This is a genomic window from Parabacteroides sp. AM17-47 (assembly GCF_003434625.1).
Classification (GTDB): domain Bacteria; phylum Bacteroidota; class Bacteroidia; order Bacteroidales; family Tannerellaceae; genus Parabacteroides; species Parabacteroides distasonis.
The window spans coordinates 135,560-151,625 of sequence record NZ_QTLI01000014.1; the positions used below are offsets into that span (position 1 = coordinate 135,560).

12 protein-coding genes are annotated in these 16,066 nt (G+C 46.4%); 8 read left to right on the forward strand and 4 right to left on the reverse strand.

The annotated features are described in order from the left end of the window. Positions 1 to 233: 233 nt before the first annotated feature. From DW205_RS12890 to pdxB, 3 genes are all read left to right on the forward strand, one after another. Positions 234 to 1,955: a helix-turn-helix domain-containing protein gene (locus tag DW205_RS12890; protein ID WP_005864033.1), complete on the forward strand. Its 1,722-nt coding sequence runs from the start codon at positions 234 to 236 to the stop codon at positions 1,953 to 1,955. Positions 1,956 to 2,064: 109 nt separating this feature from the next. Then, the gene (locus DW205_RS12895) at positions 2,065 to 3,264 is read left to right on the forward strand and encodes an MFS transporter (RefSeq protein ID WP_005860702.1); all 1,200 of its coding nucleotides are present in this window, start codon (positions 2,065 to 2,067) and stop codon (positions 3,262 to 3,264) included. A gap of 316 nt (positions 3,265 to 3,580) precedes the next feature. Next, positions 3,581 to 4,690, forward strand: coding sequence for a 4-phosphoerythronate dehydrogenase PdxB (gene pdxB / locus DW205_RS12900; protein WP_005864030.1), 1,110 nt, complete (start codon positions 3,581 to 3,583; stop codon positions 4,688 to 4,690). A 13-nt stretch (positions 4,691 to 4,703) separates the two neighbouring features. Here pdxB and DW205_RS12905 read toward each other — a convergent pair whose 3' ends face one another. After that, positions 4,704 to 5,264: a phosphoribosylglycinamide formyltransferase gene (locus DW205_RS12905; RefSeq protein WP_005864028.1), complete on the reverse strand. Its 561-nt coding sequence runs from the start codon at positions 5,262 to 5,264 to the stop codon at positions 4,704 to 4,706. Between the two features lie 154 nt (positions 5,265 to 5,418). Between DW205_RS12905 and DW205_RS12910 the strand changes: the two genes are divergently transcribed. From DW205_RS12910 to DW205_RS12925, 4 genes are all read left to right on the forward strand, one after another. Then, a complete protein-coding gene (locus DW205_RS12910; protein ID WP_005639879.1) occupies positions 5,419 to 5,655 on the forward strand; it encodes an acyl carrier protein in 237 nt (78 codons plus the stop codon). Between the two features lie 21 nt (positions 5,656 to 5,676). Beyond that, entirely contained in the window at positions 5,677 to 6,942 is a 1,266-nt protein-coding gene (gene fabF / locus DW205_RS12915; protein WP_005860697.1) for a beta-ketoacyl-ACP synthase II, read from the forward strand. Position 6,943: 1 nt separating this feature from the next. Further along, complete coding sequence (rnc, locus tag DW205_RS12920; RefSeq protein WP_005864026.1) at positions 6,944 to 7,786, forward strand: ribonuclease III; 843 nt, start codon at positions 6,944 to 6,946, stop codon at positions 7,784 to 7,786. Between the two features lie 81 nt (positions 7,787 to 7,867). Then, positions 7,868 to 10,462: a T9SS type A sorting domain-containing protein gene (locus DW205_RS12925; protein ID WP_121963099.1), complete on the forward strand. Its 2,595-nt coding sequence runs from the start codon at positions 7,868 to 7,870 to the stop codon at positions 10,460 to 10,462. A gap of 64 nt (positions 10,463 to 10,526) precedes the next feature. Here DW205_RS12925 and DW205_RS12930 read toward each other — a convergent pair whose 3' ends face one another. Next, positions 10,527 to 11,540: an ATP-dependent 6-phosphofructokinase gene (locus tag DW205_RS12930; RefSeq protein ID WP_005864022.1), complete on the reverse strand. Its 1,014-nt coding sequence runs from the start codon at positions 11,538 to 11,540 to the stop codon at positions 10,527 to 10,529. An 80-nt stretch (positions 11,541 to 11,620) separates the two neighbouring features. On the opposite strand from DW205_RS12930, the gene DW205_RS12935 reads away from it, so the two are divergent. Further along, positions 11,621 to 13,138 carry a GH3 auxin-responsive promoter family protein gene (locus DW205_RS12935; protein WP_005864020.1) on the forward strand — a complete coding sequence of 506 codons (1,518 nt, stop codon included), beginning with the start codon at positions 11,621 to 11,623 and terminating at the stop codon, positions 13,136 to 13,138. A gap of 29 nt (positions 13,139 to 13,167) precedes the next feature. Here DW205_RS12935 and DW205_RS12940 read toward each other — a convergent pair whose 3' ends face one another. Both DW205_RS12940 and DW205_RS12945 read right to left on the reverse strand, forming a co-directional pair. Next, positions 13,168 to 13,953 carry a phosphatase PAP2 family protein gene (locus DW205_RS12940; RefSeq protein ID WP_005864018.1) on the reverse strand — a complete coding sequence of 262 codons (786 nt, stop codon included), beginning with the start codon at positions 13,951 to 13,953 and terminating at the stop codon, positions 13,168 to 13,170. Beyond that, entirely contained in the window at positions 13,943 to 15,781 is a 1,839-nt protein-coding gene (locus DW205_RS12945; RefSeq protein WP_005864016.1) for a right-handed parallel beta-helix repeat-containing protein, read from the reverse strand. The genes DW205_RS12940 and DW205_RS12945 overlap by 11 nt, the downstream gene beginning before the upstream one ends. Positions 15,782 to 16,066: the final 285 nt, after the last annotated feature.

Genomic DNA, 16,066 nt, shown 5'->3' on the forward strand with positions numbered 1-16,066 from the left:
CAGCCACGACATTTTAAATGCGCCTTTTTATCTGTCTTATTGTGATACAAAGTAAGGCTTTTAAATGCGGACTTTCATTAAGAGCCCCCCACTACCTTACGACATTTAGTCCAAAAATAGTGTGACATATAATCCGGATTCGAGGCAAACTAGGCCCTTTTCATCTAATCGTTGCCAAAAATACTTATAAATCAAAGAAAAATTTATATTTTTGTTTGCCAAAAAGTAAATAAATGAAACTAACATATATAACTTTATTCTTTTTTTCTATCGTACTCTTGAGAGCGGCAAACCCTTCCGCAGATAACCGCCCCCAAGAAAAATTATCTTACCAATCCATATTCAATCAGATCATCGCAACCCCCGAAAAAGCGATAAACCTAGCCGATAGCGCCGAGAACCTACGGATCATACCGGAATACAAAGCACATATCATCCGGTCACGGGCATACGCCCGGTTGAAAAACGAGAAGAAAGCGCTGGAATACGCTCTAGCCGCATTCCACACCGATTCCGTGCAAAACGACTCCACGGCCTACATGAATGTTTGCCAGATACTAAGTAATTGCTATATCGAGCTATCCCGCCAGAACGAAGCCATAGAATACGCAACGAAAGCGATACAGATCGCACGCTCCCAAGGCAATAAGAGCGTCGAGGCTACCTCTATGATCTCCATCTCACGGGCACAAAACGAGCTGGCACAAAAAGACAAGGCTATCGAGACACTTGACCAAGCGATTGAACTGCTACAAGGCACCACCGATCCAGAAGATAAGCGTACGTTGATCTCACTTTATATGGAGAAGCTACGAAACATCATGATCCAGGAGAAAAATGAAGAAGCAATAAATACCGGAAAGGAAGTAGAGGCACTTCTGGAAAAGATGGAACAAACAGGCGATATGCAAGAGACAAGGGTGGATATGCACCTAGGTTATTTATATAGCTTCCTTTGCGAAGCGTATCAACTGATCGGAGAGGAACAAGCAGCGGCCAGTTACTACCAAAAGTTCCTCACCACCAAATTCGCCCAAAAGCCGCAGGGAAGAACGAGAGCGGACCCTTACCTGCTATTAATAAATGATTATAAGCAAGTGATCCATAACACCTTGGAACGGGAGAGACTGACTCCGGCGCAAGATACCATCAATAAAGATTATACGGTGATGCTAGCGAAGCTAAAGAATACCTATTCCTTAATGGGCGACTATAAAACAGCTCTCCAATACAGTGATCGCCTCTCCAACATACGAAAGGAACTGTATGCCCGCGACAAGGAAAACGCAGCCATGGAACTTGCCATCGCCTATGAGACGAACGAAAAGGAAACCAAGATCATCAAGCAGGAAATGGAGCTGAAGCAGCGCAACACATTTCTCGGAGCCTCTCTAGGCATCATAATCCTCCTTATTCTCTTGCTTTGGATCTCGTACCGGAACAGCAAGGTCATCAAGCGAAAGAACAAGATCACAGTGAACCAAGTAAACCAACTCCTAGCCTACAAGAATGAGCTATTGGCGATCAAGGAACGTGACAAAGAGGCAGAACTATCGCACCAAGAAGAACTTCCCAAATCAGATAGCAAGACACAAACTGACCCAGATCAACCAATCGACCAAGATTCTTTCATCCTGTTGGAAGAAATAATGCATAAAGAGAAACTCTATCTAAAATCAGATCTTACCCGTGAGGACGTACTAAAACGGCTCCGCATGGACAAAAACCGTTTTGCCCGGATGATACAGAGCAACACGGGAGACTATTACACAAACTATATCAGCAACCTCCGCATGGAACACTCCATACAGCTAATGAAACAATATCCTTATTACAACCTAGAAGCCATCGCCCTCGATTCCGGATTGGGAAACGTACGTGCCTTACACCGCCTCTTCAAGAATAAGATCGGGATGACGCCTACCGAGTATAAAAAAGCCTTACATGTGAATTAAATTAACTATTTGCAGCAATCGGTCCCAATCCCGTACAAAAAACTTACTTTAAGCCCTTTTATTCAATAAATTCATCTAATTTCGCGTCATTTATAAACGACACGTCTCTATGAATAATGATAAGATCGTCACACCCAGCTTTTGCTATATACTAGCGGCGAATTTCCTGCTTTTTTTCGCTTTCTATCTAATCCTGCCGATCTTGCCTTTTTATCTGAAGGAAGAATTCATGATCGGGAAGTCTATGATCGGGTTTATCTTGTCGTGCTATACGCTAGCGGCGCTCTGTATCCGTCCGTTCGCCGGATATTTACTGGATACTTTCGCCCGCCGTCCCTTATATCTGGTGGCTTATTTCATTTTCACCGCCATATTTGGCGGATACATGGTAGCCACGGCGCTTACCCTCTTTATCGCCTTACGCGTCGTACACGGTTTCGCCTTCGGCATGGTGACGGTGGCCGGAAATACGATACTGATCGACATCTTGCCCTCCTCCCGCCGTGGGGAAGGTATTGGCTATTACGGCCTAGCCAATAACATCGCCATGAGTTTCGGGCCGATGATCGGTCTGTTCATGCAAGGGAACTTCACATACGACGTGATCTTTTCCTGCTCGTTGCTATCCGGAAGCCTTGGTTTTATCATGGCCTATATGGTCAAGACTCCTTATAAGCAACCGGTCAAACGAGAACCGATCTCCCTAGACCGCTTTTTCTTGGTGAAGGGAACTTGGGCGGGTATCTCCCTATTATTGCTCTCCATTCCTTATGGTATGACTACCACTTATGTAGCGATGTACGCCGCTGAGATCGGGATCAGCGTAAACTCCGGACTTTATTTCACCTTTATGGCCGTGGGACTCGCTGTCTCCCGCCTGTTCTCCGGACGGCAAGTGGATAAAGGACGGATCACGCTTGTTATCTCCCTCGGGATGTATTTGGCGGCGGCCACATTCTTTCTTCTTGCGGCGCTCAAGGAGTTGATGCATTGGAATCCGGTATTTTCCTCTTATCTCTACATAGGTATAGCCCTCTCGCAAGGCGTGGCGTTCGGAACCATGTTCCCTGCTTTCAACACGCTTTTCGTGAATCTGGCACCCAATAACCAGCGGGGTACGGCCACGTCTACATATCTAACTAGTTGGGATGTAGGTATCGGTATCGGGTTGATGGCCGGGGGCAGTATCGCACAAGAGCTGGGTGGCTTCAACTACGCCTACCTGTCCGGCGCTTGCCTTACGGTATTGTCTACGTTTTTCTTTTTGTTCAAGGCAGGGCCGCATTTCAATCGGCACAAGCTGAGATAAGTACTGCACGGCTCTTCCATTAATCTATCCGTTCTTAGTTAAGCCGAGAAGCTTTAATTCCATACAATAAGCCTACTCATGAACTGCGCACGTAAGAAGCTAAGAATCAGCGTCAAAAAAACACGAGAATCTTTCTGTCAAAACACGTACATGTTTTTTCAAAAAGTCGTACGTGTTTTGGATGAAACTCGTACGTGTTTTCCCGAATCTTTCGGCTGAGAACAAAAGCGCATATAGAAATCGACAAGAAGCCATCATCACTTGTATATCCCCTGTTTTTTACTTAATATCGCGTAACGATAATCAAGCTGATAAGATGAAAATAATAGCAGATAACACGGTTCCTTACCTAAAAGGGATCTTGGAGCCGATAGCGGACGTATCCTACCTTGACTCCAAAGAGTTTACTCCCACGAACATAAAAGACGCGGATGCCTTGATCGTACGTAGCATAGATAAATGTACACGCGAGCTATTGGAAGGTAGCCGGGTTCGCCTCATCACGACAGCCACGATCGGGTACGACCATATCGATATCCATTATTGCGAGAAGACAGGGATCACGTGGAAGAACGCCCCGGGTTGCAACGCCGCTTCCGTGGGGCAATATGTATTATCCTCTTTGGTAGCCGTCGCCCTCCGCAAAGGAGAGAGACTAGCAGGGAAGACTATCGGTATCGTTGGCGTAGGCCATGTAGGGAGTATCGTAGAGAGGCTATGCGAGGCCATGGGGATGCGTGTGCTTCGCAATGACCCGCCCCGTGCCGAGCAGGAAGGTGAGGATGGATTCGTATCCTTGGACACGATCGCGAAAGAGGCGGATATCATAACCTTGCATGTGCCGTTGACCAAAGAGGGACGTTTCGCCACCCGCCATCTCGCCGATCCTGCTTTTTTCGACAAATTGGAACGAAAACCATGGTTTATCAACAGTTGCCGGGGCGCCGTACATGATACGCAGGCCTTATTGCAGGCCAAACGAACCGGCAAGGTCAGCGAACTGATCATTGATTGCTGGGAGAACGAACCGGATATCGACCGGGAATTACTGTCGGAAGCCACGATCGCCACTCCTCATATAGCCGGTTTCTCCGCCGACGGGAAGGCGAACGGGACACGAATGTGCTTGGAGAATATAGGATGCTTTTTCGGTATCCGTATCGAAAAGATCAAGGAAGTCATTCCGCCTGCCCCAACCAACCCGTTCATCGACTTGGGACAATTCAAGGAGCACCGGGTGGAAGAAGCCATCTTGAGAAGTTTCAACCCAGAAGTAATCGACCAAGCACTAAGAGCGAATCCTCATCATTTCGAGCGATTTAGGGCAGCGTATGATCATCCCCGTGAGTTCCATGCTTACCAAGCGATCAAAGCTGACCCGGAAGAATTCGCCGTACTCCAGAAACTAGGTTTTCAAGTAGGCTAATGACAAAAAAGCCTTACAATAAACTTTCGATCACATGAGGATAATGCGCATACTCCAGGGCATGCACTTTCGAGGCTACCTCCTCCGGCGTATCCGAAGGTAATACCGGACAAGAAGCCTGGAAGATGATAGCGCCCTCATCATAATGCTCATTAATATAATGTATAGTAATACCCGACTCCCGCTCACCAGCCTTCACGACCGCCTCATGCACATGCATGCCATACATCCCCTTGCCGCCATATTTAGGGAGTAACGCGGGATGGATGTTCACGATCTTACCGGGAAAAGCCTGAAGAATCACGTCTGAGATCTTATTCATAAAACCGGCCAACACGATAAGGCAGACATCATATTCCGCCAACTTTTCCAAGATCGGCACACCGGCAATAAATTCCTCCCGTGAAAACACGAAAGAAGGTACGCCCAACTTATTTACCCGCCCATGCACGCCAACATTACGATTATTTGATAAAACAACCGCAACATTAACGTTTTCACTGTTAGTAAAATATCGGGCGATGTTCTCGGCATTCGTACCAGATCCGGAAGCAAAAATCGCTATGTTTTTCATATTTTTAGATGTTTAAATGCACAAGAAAAGAAAAAATGTGCAGTTTTCCGCATTTTTAGCTTATTAAATTTGCTTTGTAACATAAAAAATTCTTTTCTTTGCACTGCAAATTTAAAAAGTATATTCGTATTTATTAATCTAAATTGAAAAAGTTATGTCTGAAGTTGCTGAAAGAGTAAAAGCTATCATCGTTGACAAGTTAAGTGTTGAAGAAACAGAAGTTACAAACGAAGCAAGCTTTACTAACGATTTAGGAGCAGACTCTCTTGACACTGTAGAATTGATTATGGAGTTCGAAAAAGAATTCGGTATCTCAATTCCTGACGATCAAGCAGAAAAGATTACAACTGTAGGTGACGCTATCGCTTACATCGAGGCTAACGCGAAGTAATCAATCCTTTTAACTAAAGGTATGGAATTAAAAAGAGTTGTAGTAACAGGTCTTGGAGCTATTACTCCTCTTGGTAATACCCTCCCCGAAACATGGGAAGGTATTATCAATGGAAAAAGTGGCGCTGGACCTATTACTCAGTTTGATGCATCCAAATTCAAGACACAATTTGCATGCGAAGTTAAAGGCTTCGATCCGTTGAAAGTTATGGATCGTAAAGAAGCCCGCAAGTGTGATCGTTATAGCTTATTCGCGATCGACGCGGCGAAACAAGCGATCGAGGACGCGGCAATGGACTTGGATAACGAAGATAAGAACCGTATCGGCGTTATTTTCGCTTCAGGTATCGGTGGTATCAAGACATTTGACGAGGAAGTATTGAGTTATGCGAAGATCAAGGATACGATCGGTCCGAAGTTTAACCCGTTCTTCATCCCGAAAATGATCTCGGATATCGCGGCTGGACATATTTCCATGCTTTATGGATTCCACGGCCCGAACTTTGCGACCGTCTCAGCTTGTGCATCTTCTACAAACGCTATCAGTGACGCATTCAATTATATCCGTTTAGGCAAGGCTAACGTCATCATCACCGGTGGAGCGGAAGCTGCTGTTTCTGAATCGGGTGTAGGTGGATTCAACTCCATGAATGCGTTATCGACACGTAATGATTCTCCCGAGACCGCATCTCGCCCGTTCAGCGCTAGCCGTGACGGATTCGTGATGGGTGAAGGTGGAGCTTGCTTGGTATTGGAAGAAATGGAGCACGCATTGGCTCGTGGCGCTAAAATATATTGCGAGATCGCTGGAACCGGAATGTCTGCCGATGCTTATCACTTGACCGCTTCTCATCCGGATGGTTTAGGAGCGAAGCTGGTTATGCGCAACGCATTGGAAGACGCGGGAATGACTCCGGAAGATATTGATTACATCAATGTTCATGGAACATCGACTCCCGTAGGCGATATCTCAGAGGTTAAGGCGATCAAAGATGTGTTCGGAGAACATGCTTATCAACTGAATATCAGTTCTACAAAGTCAATGACCGGTCACTTGCTTGGTGCTGCCGGAGCGGTAGAGGCGATCCTGTGTATTATGGCTATAAACGATGGTATTATCCCGCCGACCATTAACCATGCGGAAGGCGACGATGATCCTGAAATAGATTATAAACTGAATTTCACATTCAATAAGGCTCAAAAGAGAGAAGTGAAAGCCGCTTTATCGAATACGTTTGGTTTCGGTGGACACAACGCTTGCGCCATTGTTAAAAAATTCGTGAAATAACGTGTTTAGAAAGCTATACAAACAGCTACATAAAAGAATAAGGCTCCTGCATAATAAAGGTAGGGAGCCTTATTTGTCTTTATCAAAGATTCTAGGTTTTTATCCGGATAATCTCCAGATTTACGAGCAGGCCTTGTTGCATAAATCATCATCGGTAGAGACGGATGATGGTAAATGGCTTAACAATGAGCGTCTTGAATTTTTAGGAGATGGCATTTTGGATGCGGCGGTCGCCGATATTGTCTATAAGCGCTACCCGAATAAGCGGGAAGGCTTTTTGACAAACACACGCTCCAAGATCGTACAACGGGAAACGATGAATAAGGTCGCCGTACAACTCGGCCTCGATCAAATGGTAGTCTATTCAACCAAGATAAACTCTCATAACAATCATATGTATGGTAATGCGCTCGAGGCTTTGATCGGCGCTATTTATCTGGATCAAGGTTATGACGTTTGTTATAAGTTTATCCGTGACGTGATGATAGAAAAGTATATCGATGTAGATACGCTCGTCCGGAAAGAGATAAATTTCAAGTCAAACTTGATTGAATGGAGCCAAAAGAACAAAATATCGATCTCGTTCGATCTAATAGAGTCTTTTACGGATCATGATGGGAATCCTGTATTCCAAAGCGCGATTAAATTGCTCGGCGAGCAAATTGGCATAGGTATCGGTTACTCCAAAAAAGAATCCCAGCAAGCGGCTTCTAAAATGGCGGTCAAAAGATTGCGGACAGACAAAGAACTCCAGCAACGTATCTCTGCCACAAAGAAAAAGAAGACTGGTGAACTAACCGATGAAAAAGAGTTTTCCGACCTCCCAGAGGAAGAAACTGTATGATAAACAGCAGAACTTGGGTAAATCGTTTGATATACCCAAGTTCTTCGTTATATAAGAATAAGCTCATATAAAGTTGTATGTATGAAAAACCAGTACAGTAAACTTCTCCGAATATTAATAACCGGCATATTATATATCGGTTATTTCTCGATTTCAAGTTTGTTGGCGCAGATCAGCGAAGGAGGACTCCCCCCCAGCTTTCAATTCGCAGGTTCACTTCGAAGTGAAAAGCTAGCAGAACAAGTTCCAGTGAATTTCAGTGTGGAAGACCTCAAGGCGGTCGATGCGTGGAGGGTCAGCCAAGGCGCTCCGTTGCGTGTAGCCAAGTCGATTCCAACCAGCTTCGACATCGCCAATAGCGGCGATTGGATTTCACTACCTGACGGTAGCCAAGTATGGCAACTTCACCTTCAAGCGAAAGGAGCGATCGCCTTGATCCTGTATTACTCCGATTTTTATATACCCAAAGGTGCCCGGTTATACCTGTATAACGCAGCGAAAACCCAAGTATTGGGTGCCTATACGCATCGTACGCATCCTAAAAACGGACCGTTCGCAACCCAAGCCGTAGCAGACGATGAGGTGATCCTCGAATATGTGCCGGCACCATCCGGCGAGACACCTCGACTACGCATCCGGGAGGTCGGTTACGGGTATAATCATCTTGAAGCGATCATGCCAGAAGTACAGGAAGCGCCGGGAGCCGACTTTTCAGGAGCTTGCGAAGTGAATATCAATTGCGAGGAGGGAGCCGATTGGCAGGAGCAAAAGAAGGGGGTGATACAAATGATTCAATACATCCGTAATAAAGAGGGAGAAGGAGGAAGCTATATTTGTACGGCTTCTCTGGTAAATAATACGGCCCGTGACAAAAAGCCTTATGTATTATCCGCCTTCCATTGTTCGCAAGATATACTGGGCGAACAGACGGTTACTCCCGAGGAATTAGCGGTCTGGTTGTTTTATTTCCACCAAGAACATGTGGGCTGCGATAATGAGTCACCCATTTATCCGATAAAAACCATGGTAGGATGTACACGGAAAGCCTCCACCCCTGTCGAAAACGGTTCCGACGGACTGTTGCTGTTGCTTAACGACGAGATCCCCGACGATTATAATGTATTCTTTAACGGATGGGATCGTTCAAATATGCTTTCACTCTCGGGCGTAGGCATCCATCATCCTTCCGGCGATTATATGAAAATCTCCACCTATGGAAATTATCCGACAGAATCGATTACATGGCGTAATAGTGATGTTGGGAAAACCGGGGCCACGAACGCTCATTGGAACGCAACTTTCGATGCCACGCTAAACGGACACGGGGTGACCGAGGGAGGTTCTTCCGGCTCGCCTTTATTTAATAGCAAAGGCTTGATTATAGGTACGCTGAGCGGTGGAAGCTCCAGTTGCGAACTGCCCGAAGGATTGAATTTATACGGTAAATTGTATTATCACTGGAATAAATACAGTGATAATGATACAGCCCGGATGGATGTCTGGCTAGATCCACTCGGAACGGGCGTCACCTCGTTGCAGGGAATGACGCAGGATGGGAAAACGCTCGGAAACGAGTATGAAGGTCCGACTGATTTGAAATACAAACAGATCTCCACGGATGAGATTCAACTGACATGGAATGCCCCAGTCCTCGAAAAAATAGCTGGTTGGGGATCACAAGATCGTTATCAACAGTTCGGTCTCGGAGGAGATCCATTCTATTTCGCTCAGAAATGGGATACGAAAGATCTACAACCGGTGCATAAAAAAACGATCCGGAAGGTTAATTTCTATCCGCAGGAAGGGGTCACTTATGGAGTCTATATCAAACAGGGAAACCGGGAGTATGAAGAGAGTTTCACTCAACTGAAATCAGGTAAAATAAATTCGGTCACACTTAAAACACCATTCGTAATCGATGCGAAGCAGGATTTACTGGTAGCCATTCATGTGATAAGCTATGCCAATAACACATACCCGGCATGCTCCGATGAAGGCCCCGCAGTCGACGGAAAAGGGAATTTATACTCTTTGGACGGAAAAAAATGGGAAACATTCTCTGATGATGAGCTAGATGCCAATGTTGTGTTATCGATCGTAATAAGCGCGGAAGAAGGTGAGCTCCCCTCAAGTTCCGTATTCTCCACGAGCACTTTCTCGGAGAAACCGCAACCCATGAGAACGGGCCGATTATCATTCCGGAAACTGGCTATCGCCTCTGATGCGCAAGAAGCAGAGTTGATCACGGCTTTTCCGGAGCTGACCGGTTATAAGGTATATCAAGATACCCGAGAACTGACGACATTACCTGTTTCTCAACGGAATTATACGGTGAAAAATCTGACAACAAGTACCCCTCTGCTCCAAGTAACGGCACTTTATGGTACCGATGAGAGCGCCCCGGTTACGGTAATTCCGGAAACGAGCGTAGGTAACGAACTGAAGCCAACAGGCGAAGAAGTAGATATTCAACCACGTATCTTCTCGAATGAAGTACAGATCCAGAATTATCAACAACTGAAATCGCTTGAGATCTACAGGGCCGATGGAAAGTTGATACGTAGCGTCCCGCAACCGGGAAGCAGTCTCAGCACGGGTGATTTTGCCACTGGAATGTATATCTTCCGCTTGACTACCGAAAAGGGAAGCCAAACCGTTCAAGGTATTAAAAAATAAACGGCCGCCTACTAGTATAAAGTAAAAAAGGTTGTGCGTTCTCTGACACACAACCTTTTTTATTTTATTTCCCGAATGTTACCCCCATCCGTTTTCCTTGTACGATCAAATCATGATCCGGTGTCACTAATTTTAGTTTTCCCGCTACTTCTAACAAGGGAATGGATTCTACCCTATCTCCTTTCATACAAACCATACGTCCGAATTCACCATTAGCGATCAGTTCCGTGGCATGGCCTCCCAAGCGAGTCGCAAGGTTACGGTCGAACGGAGAGGGGTTTCCACCCCGTTGGGTGTATCCCAATACGGTATCCCGGGTCTCGATACCCGTTCCCGCCTCGATAGCCCGGGTAATATAATCAGAAGGACGCTTTTTATCCGGAGTCTCGATACCCTCGGCTACTACAACGATGGAATAAGGTTTGCCCCTGCGAGCCCGATCCAAGATCGCCTCGTTCACCTTATCGATATCGTATCCCAATTCCGGAAGTAAGATCACGTCGGCACCTCCAGCCATCCCGGCATACAAGGCGATCCATCCGGCATGATGGCCCATCACCTCCACGACCATCACCCGCTTATGTGAACTAGCCGTAGAATGAAGACGGTCTATAGATTCCGTGGCGATATTCACGGCGGTATTAAAACCGAACGTAATATCCGTACCCCATATGTCATTATCGATTGTCTTGGGAACGCCTATCACGTTCAATCCGATCTGAGATAACAGATTGGCCGTCTTCTGCGTACCGTTTCCTCCGATACAAACCAAGCAGTCCAGCCCCAGCTCCTCATAATTTTTCTTAATGATCTCCGGCTTTTCCGAATCTCCCGAGGCCAAGAGCTTACGGAAAGGCTTCTCTCTGGACGTTCCTAAAATGGTTCCCCCTAAATTTAATATGCCGGATAAGCTCCGTTCATCGAAAACTTGGACGTCTTTATTCAAAAGACCTATAAAACCGCTATGAATACCTATCACTTCCATGCCGTAATGCATGATAGCGGTCTTGCCAACACCACGGATCGTAGCGTTGATACCGGGGCAATCGCCACCCGATGAGAGAATCCCTATTTTCATCGTAACGTTAATTTAGTACCTAGCAAAGATATAAATAAAAAGAGAATGCCTACATTTGCACTCGAACAAATAAAAAGAGCATGGATATTTTAACACAGACGATTTCGCTCCTTTTCCGCCATCGACAAACGGAGATCGGACGATTTGGGCAGGATATAGACCATATCCAGCGCAAACAGCTGCATGCTCTGCTTTCGACGGCACGCAAGACGGAATGGGGACTCAAATATGATTATAAAAGCATTCGCTCTTATTCAGACTTCTGCCAACGTCTTCCCTTACAGACTTATGACGAGATAAAGCCGTATGTCACCCGAATGATAAACGGAGAAAGGAATATTCTCTGGCCTTCGGTGGTGCGGTGGTACGCTAAGAGTAGCGGGACCACGAACGACAAAAGTAAATTCCTGCCCGTCACCCCCGAGATATTAAAGGGTTGCCACTATAAAGGAGGCTTCGATTGCGTGGCCATTTATCTGCGGAACAACCCGGAAAGCCGTTTCTTCTCCAAGAAAGGCTTGATATTAGGCGGCAGCCATAGCCCTTCCCCGCTAAACTCCGAGGCTCATCAAGGCGACTTATCCGCCGTATTACTTCAAAATCTCAATCCGCTCGTCAATTTAATACGCGTCCCCAAGAAACCCATTATCCTAATGGATGAATGGGAAAGCAAGATCAAGGCGATCGTGGAGAACACTTGGAATAAGGATGTAAACAGCCTATCCGGTGTTCCTTCTTGGATGTTGGTCTTGATCAAGGCCGTATTGAAAAAAACGGGTAGGGAATATCTTACGGACGTATGGCCTAATCTGGAGGTCTTCTTCCATGGGGGAATCAGTTTCGAGCCTTACCGGGAGCAATATAAAACCTTGATTCCATCGAATAAGATGCATTATATGGAGACCTATAACGCATCCGAGGGCTTCTTCGGGCTGCAAGACGATCCGACAGACCCCAGTTTGCTTATGATGCCGGATTACGGTATTTTCTATGAGTTCATCCCGATGAACGAGGTGGGTAGCGCCCATCCGACCGTGTTACCGCTGGAATCGGTAGAGACCGGGAAAAACTACGCGATGGTAATCACGACCTCGGGAGGATTATGGCGCTATCAGATCGGGGATACGGTACGTTTCACCTCGTTATTCCCTCATAAATTCGTTATCTCCGGACGTACCAAGCACTTTATCAACGCCTTCGGCGAGGAGCTAATGGTGGATAACGCTGATAAGGCGATCGCCATGACTTGCCTACGAACCGGGGCGAAAGTAAAAGAATATACCGCCGCCCCACTCTTTATGCTGGATAAGGCAAAAGGACGGCACCAATGGTTTATCGAGTTTGACAAGAAACCGGAATCTCTCGATGAATTCGCCACTTTATTAGATCAGAACTTACAAAAGCTGAACTCGGACTATGAGGCGAAGCGGTATAAAGAGATCTCCCTTCAACCGCTGGAAATCGTTATCGCCCACGACGGTGCTTTCTATGAATGGCTCAAGCAGAAAGGTAAATTAGGCGGCCAACACAAGATCCCACGCCTCAGCAACGACCGCACGCATATAGAGGAGCTTTTGCGCATCAACCAGTCTCTATAAGCCGGTATGCGCTTTATTCATAAGACGCATTAAAATTGATAAGTCAGATAGAATCCCGCCATATTCGAACTGAATACCGGAGCGGCCACGATCGGGCAGTTCTTCACATTTCGATTGATCCGCCGGGCGATAGCGTTACGAATCGGGAAATAGATCAGATACGATAACTCTACCGACAAGATCCCGAAACCCGCGCCGGCTACTACATCCGCCACCCAATGCCTGTTATTGTATAAGCGGGAACCCGCCACGAACGCCGCTATCGCATAACCCGAGTAAGCGAGTATAGGCGAGCTATCCTTAAATTCCTTATAAGCCATATGCGCCCCTAAGAAAGCATTCGAGGTATGTCCGGACGGAAACGAATAAGGCGCCCCGTCCGGGCGAGGCTCGTTTACCCAGTTCTTCAGCCCATGCACCATCAATCCGTTCATCCCTTCCGCTAAAGCGACCAAGCAAAGTTGGTCCACCCAGTTATGCTTCTCTTTTCCCATAAGGTCGCAGACAAATACCCAACCGAGCATTCCCCACTCCAAGTAATTGTCGATATGGATTTGCTTCACGGAATCTTTCCGGGAAAACAGGTGAAAGTCATTCATCCCGTCAATCGCCGTGCCTACGGCTCCCACCGTTATCAATGAGGCCGGAAGAATCAAGCTTTTCGGGTTAAACTTATAGGCGACGACAGGCATTCTCTCCTTGACAGGGGCTTGAGAACGTACGTTTAACGTATCGAGATCACCAACGCCCGCGAACGCAATGTTTACGAAGCCTATCAAAAGGCTTACCAAGACGATTAATTTCCTATATATCATATCCGTTATTTTCCTCTAAGACATCCCTCTCCCGGATAAACCCTTCATCAAAATAGTTGTTCTCTATTTTCGAATGGATCACCCGCTGGAAATAGAAACGATGGTTATTCCAATGGAAGGCCGGGTATTCCTTATTTTGTTTGACAATATTATTCGTGAAGACCAACCCGTCCACGGACTTGGCGTATACCAATGGCCTATCGAACGTAATAAACTCGTTCGCGTCGATCACGATATCACTATGGAAATATTTCCTTTGCGACGCTAAATCCGGGATTTCGGGATAAATAGAGATAATAGCGTTCGTAAATTGGAACATATTCGTCAAGGAGTTGATGAACTTATTCTTACGGATCAACACGTTCCGGCAAGCGCCGGTCTCGAACCAACCATTGCAATCACCGCACAGCAGGATCGCCGTCCCCGAGGTATGATCGAAAACATTATTCTCTACGACCGTTTGCCGAGGCGTGCTGAACAAGGAACCGCGGGCACGGTTATTCCGGATCACGTTATCCGAGAATAGGACCGTCGGCGTCCACTCCAGATTCTCTATGCCGAAGCCGCTTCCCTCATGGATCGAAGGATTCACCGTATTCTCAAACCGGATCTCGAACTCCTTCGCCCCTCGGTAATCCGGTTGATCAACTGCCTTGATAGCGGTAATCCGGTTTCTCGCCCCTATCAATTCCATGGTGCTCGAATGGATGAACTGCACGGAATCCCCTACCCTTCCCCATTCGAAACCATACGATTGCGGGTGCATATACCGGCCTACCAAGGTAGAGTCATTCACTCGTCTCACCACTTTCAGGTAAGTTCCATGCACATTGATAGCGTCGTCCATCATCCCTTCGTACAAGCCATTCTTGGAGATGATCGTTCCCTTGCAGGTCGAGAAATGGGTAGCGTCCGCCTGTGTCGTGAAATACCGCGGATCGTCCGCCCCTTTCAAGCAAACGGAGAAACCATCCAGCGTGATATTCTCGCTCACTTGCGCCAAGAGGCCCATTCCCTCGGCATAATGAACCTTGATATTCTCCAGAGTCGTATTCACGTCATGATACAGGAAGACACCGGGAGCCGGACGTTCCCAAGAACGCATGGCGATCACCGTACCGGGCACCAAACGGTTGTCTTTCCAACGGGGAGACTTTATCAGCCTTGGAGAAACCTCGATCAAGCCCCGCACGCCTACCGGGATATCGCTTGTATTATACACCAAATGACGTGTATCTCCCTCGAAGGCGATACCGGAACCGGGAGTCAACTCCCAGCCTTCTCCCTTCGCTACAAACACGCTATCCCGTATCTCATAGCGTACCCATGGAGCCACCTCGAAGGTGATCCCGCCTTTCAGCGTATCGTTCTCCACCACTTTTACCTGTGAAATCTGAGGATGCTTGAAGTCTATACTGAAATTCTTCAAGACACAATTCCTCGAATCCAGCAAAGAGACCGGCAACATCCTGCCGTGGAAGATTAACTCCGAGCCTTGCCCGTCGAACACCATATTCTTCATCCCCTCGAAAGGCAAACCTACTTTCTTCGGATTCATTTGATCATGATTCGAGATGAAATAGACACGCTCCGCCGCGCTATCGGGATAAAACTCATAGCGGCCCTTAGGCAAGGTCACCACAATTGTCTGGTTTTCCTCGCATTTCTCCCGTATCTGCTCCAATGCCCTCGCCATAGCGGGCGCATTATCCACATTCTCGACCGGGGATAAACCATAAGCCGACAAATCATACCTCCGTTCCGTAGAACAAGCGCTTCCAAACAGGGAATAAAGCAGGACAACTGCCCCCCATAGATACCATTTCATAGAAAATCAATTAAATATATCCGCGAAGGTATGTATTTTACAGGGTAAGCGCACTAAAAACAGACAATAACTTTCCGTCTCATGAATCCTATCACGAATCTCCTATAATAGCAGCCTGAGTTTTCTCCTAATAAAACAAAAGTTTCCTCAGTAAGAAACTTTTGTTTCCCTATATAGAAACGAAAGTTTTTCCTTGAAGAAACTAAAGTTTTCCGTATAAGAAATTTAGAAAAACTGCAATAGGCTGTCTTTTCCTGATTTATCTAGACACTTTTTTTGTTTATA

Bases quoted from the DNA above. Each gene is read 5' to 3' on its own strand.
- DW205_RS12890 (WP_005864033.1), top strand. From the start codon at position 234: ATGAAACTAACATATATAACTTTATTCTTTTTTTCTATCGTACTCTTG.
- DW205_RS12895 (WP_005860702.1), top strand. From the start codon at position 2,065: ATGAATAATGATAAGATCGTCACACCCAGCTTTTGCTATATACTAGCG.
- pdxB (WP_005864030.1), top strand. From the start codon at position 3,581: ATGAAAATAATAGCAGATAACACGGTTCCTTACCTAAAAGGGATCTTG.
- DW205_RS12905 (WP_005864028.1), bottom strand. From the start codon at position 5,264: ATGAAAAACATAGCGATTTTTGCTTCCGGATCTGGTACGAATGCCGAG.
- DW205_RS12910 (WP_005639879.1), top strand. From the start codon at position 5,419: ATGTCTGAAGTTGCTGAAAGAGTAAAAGCTATCATCGTTGACAAGTTA.
- fabF (WP_005860697.1), top strand. From the start codon at position 5,677: ATGGAATTAAAAAGAGTTGTAGTAACAGGTCTTGGAGCTATTACTCCT.
- DW205_RS12925 (WP_121963099.1), top strand. From the start codon at position 7,868: ATGAAAAACCAGTACAGTAAACTTCTCCGAATATTAATAACCGGCATA.
- DW205_RS12930 (WP_005864022.1), bottom strand. From the start codon at position 11,540: ATGAAAATAGGGATTCTCTCATCGGGTGGCGATTGCCCCGGTATCAAC.
- DW205_RS12935 (WP_005864020.1), top strand. From the start codon at position 11,621: ATGGATATTTTAACACAGACGATTTCGCTCCTTTTCCGCCATCGACAA.
- DW205_RS12940 (WP_005864018.1), bottom strand. From the start codon at position 13,953: ATGATATATAGGAAATTAATCGTCTTGGTAAGCCTTTTGATAGGCTTC.
- DW205_RS12945 (WP_005864016.1), bottom strand. From the start codon at position 15,781: ATGAAATGGTATCTATGGGGGGCAGTTGTCCTGCTTTATTCCCTGTTT.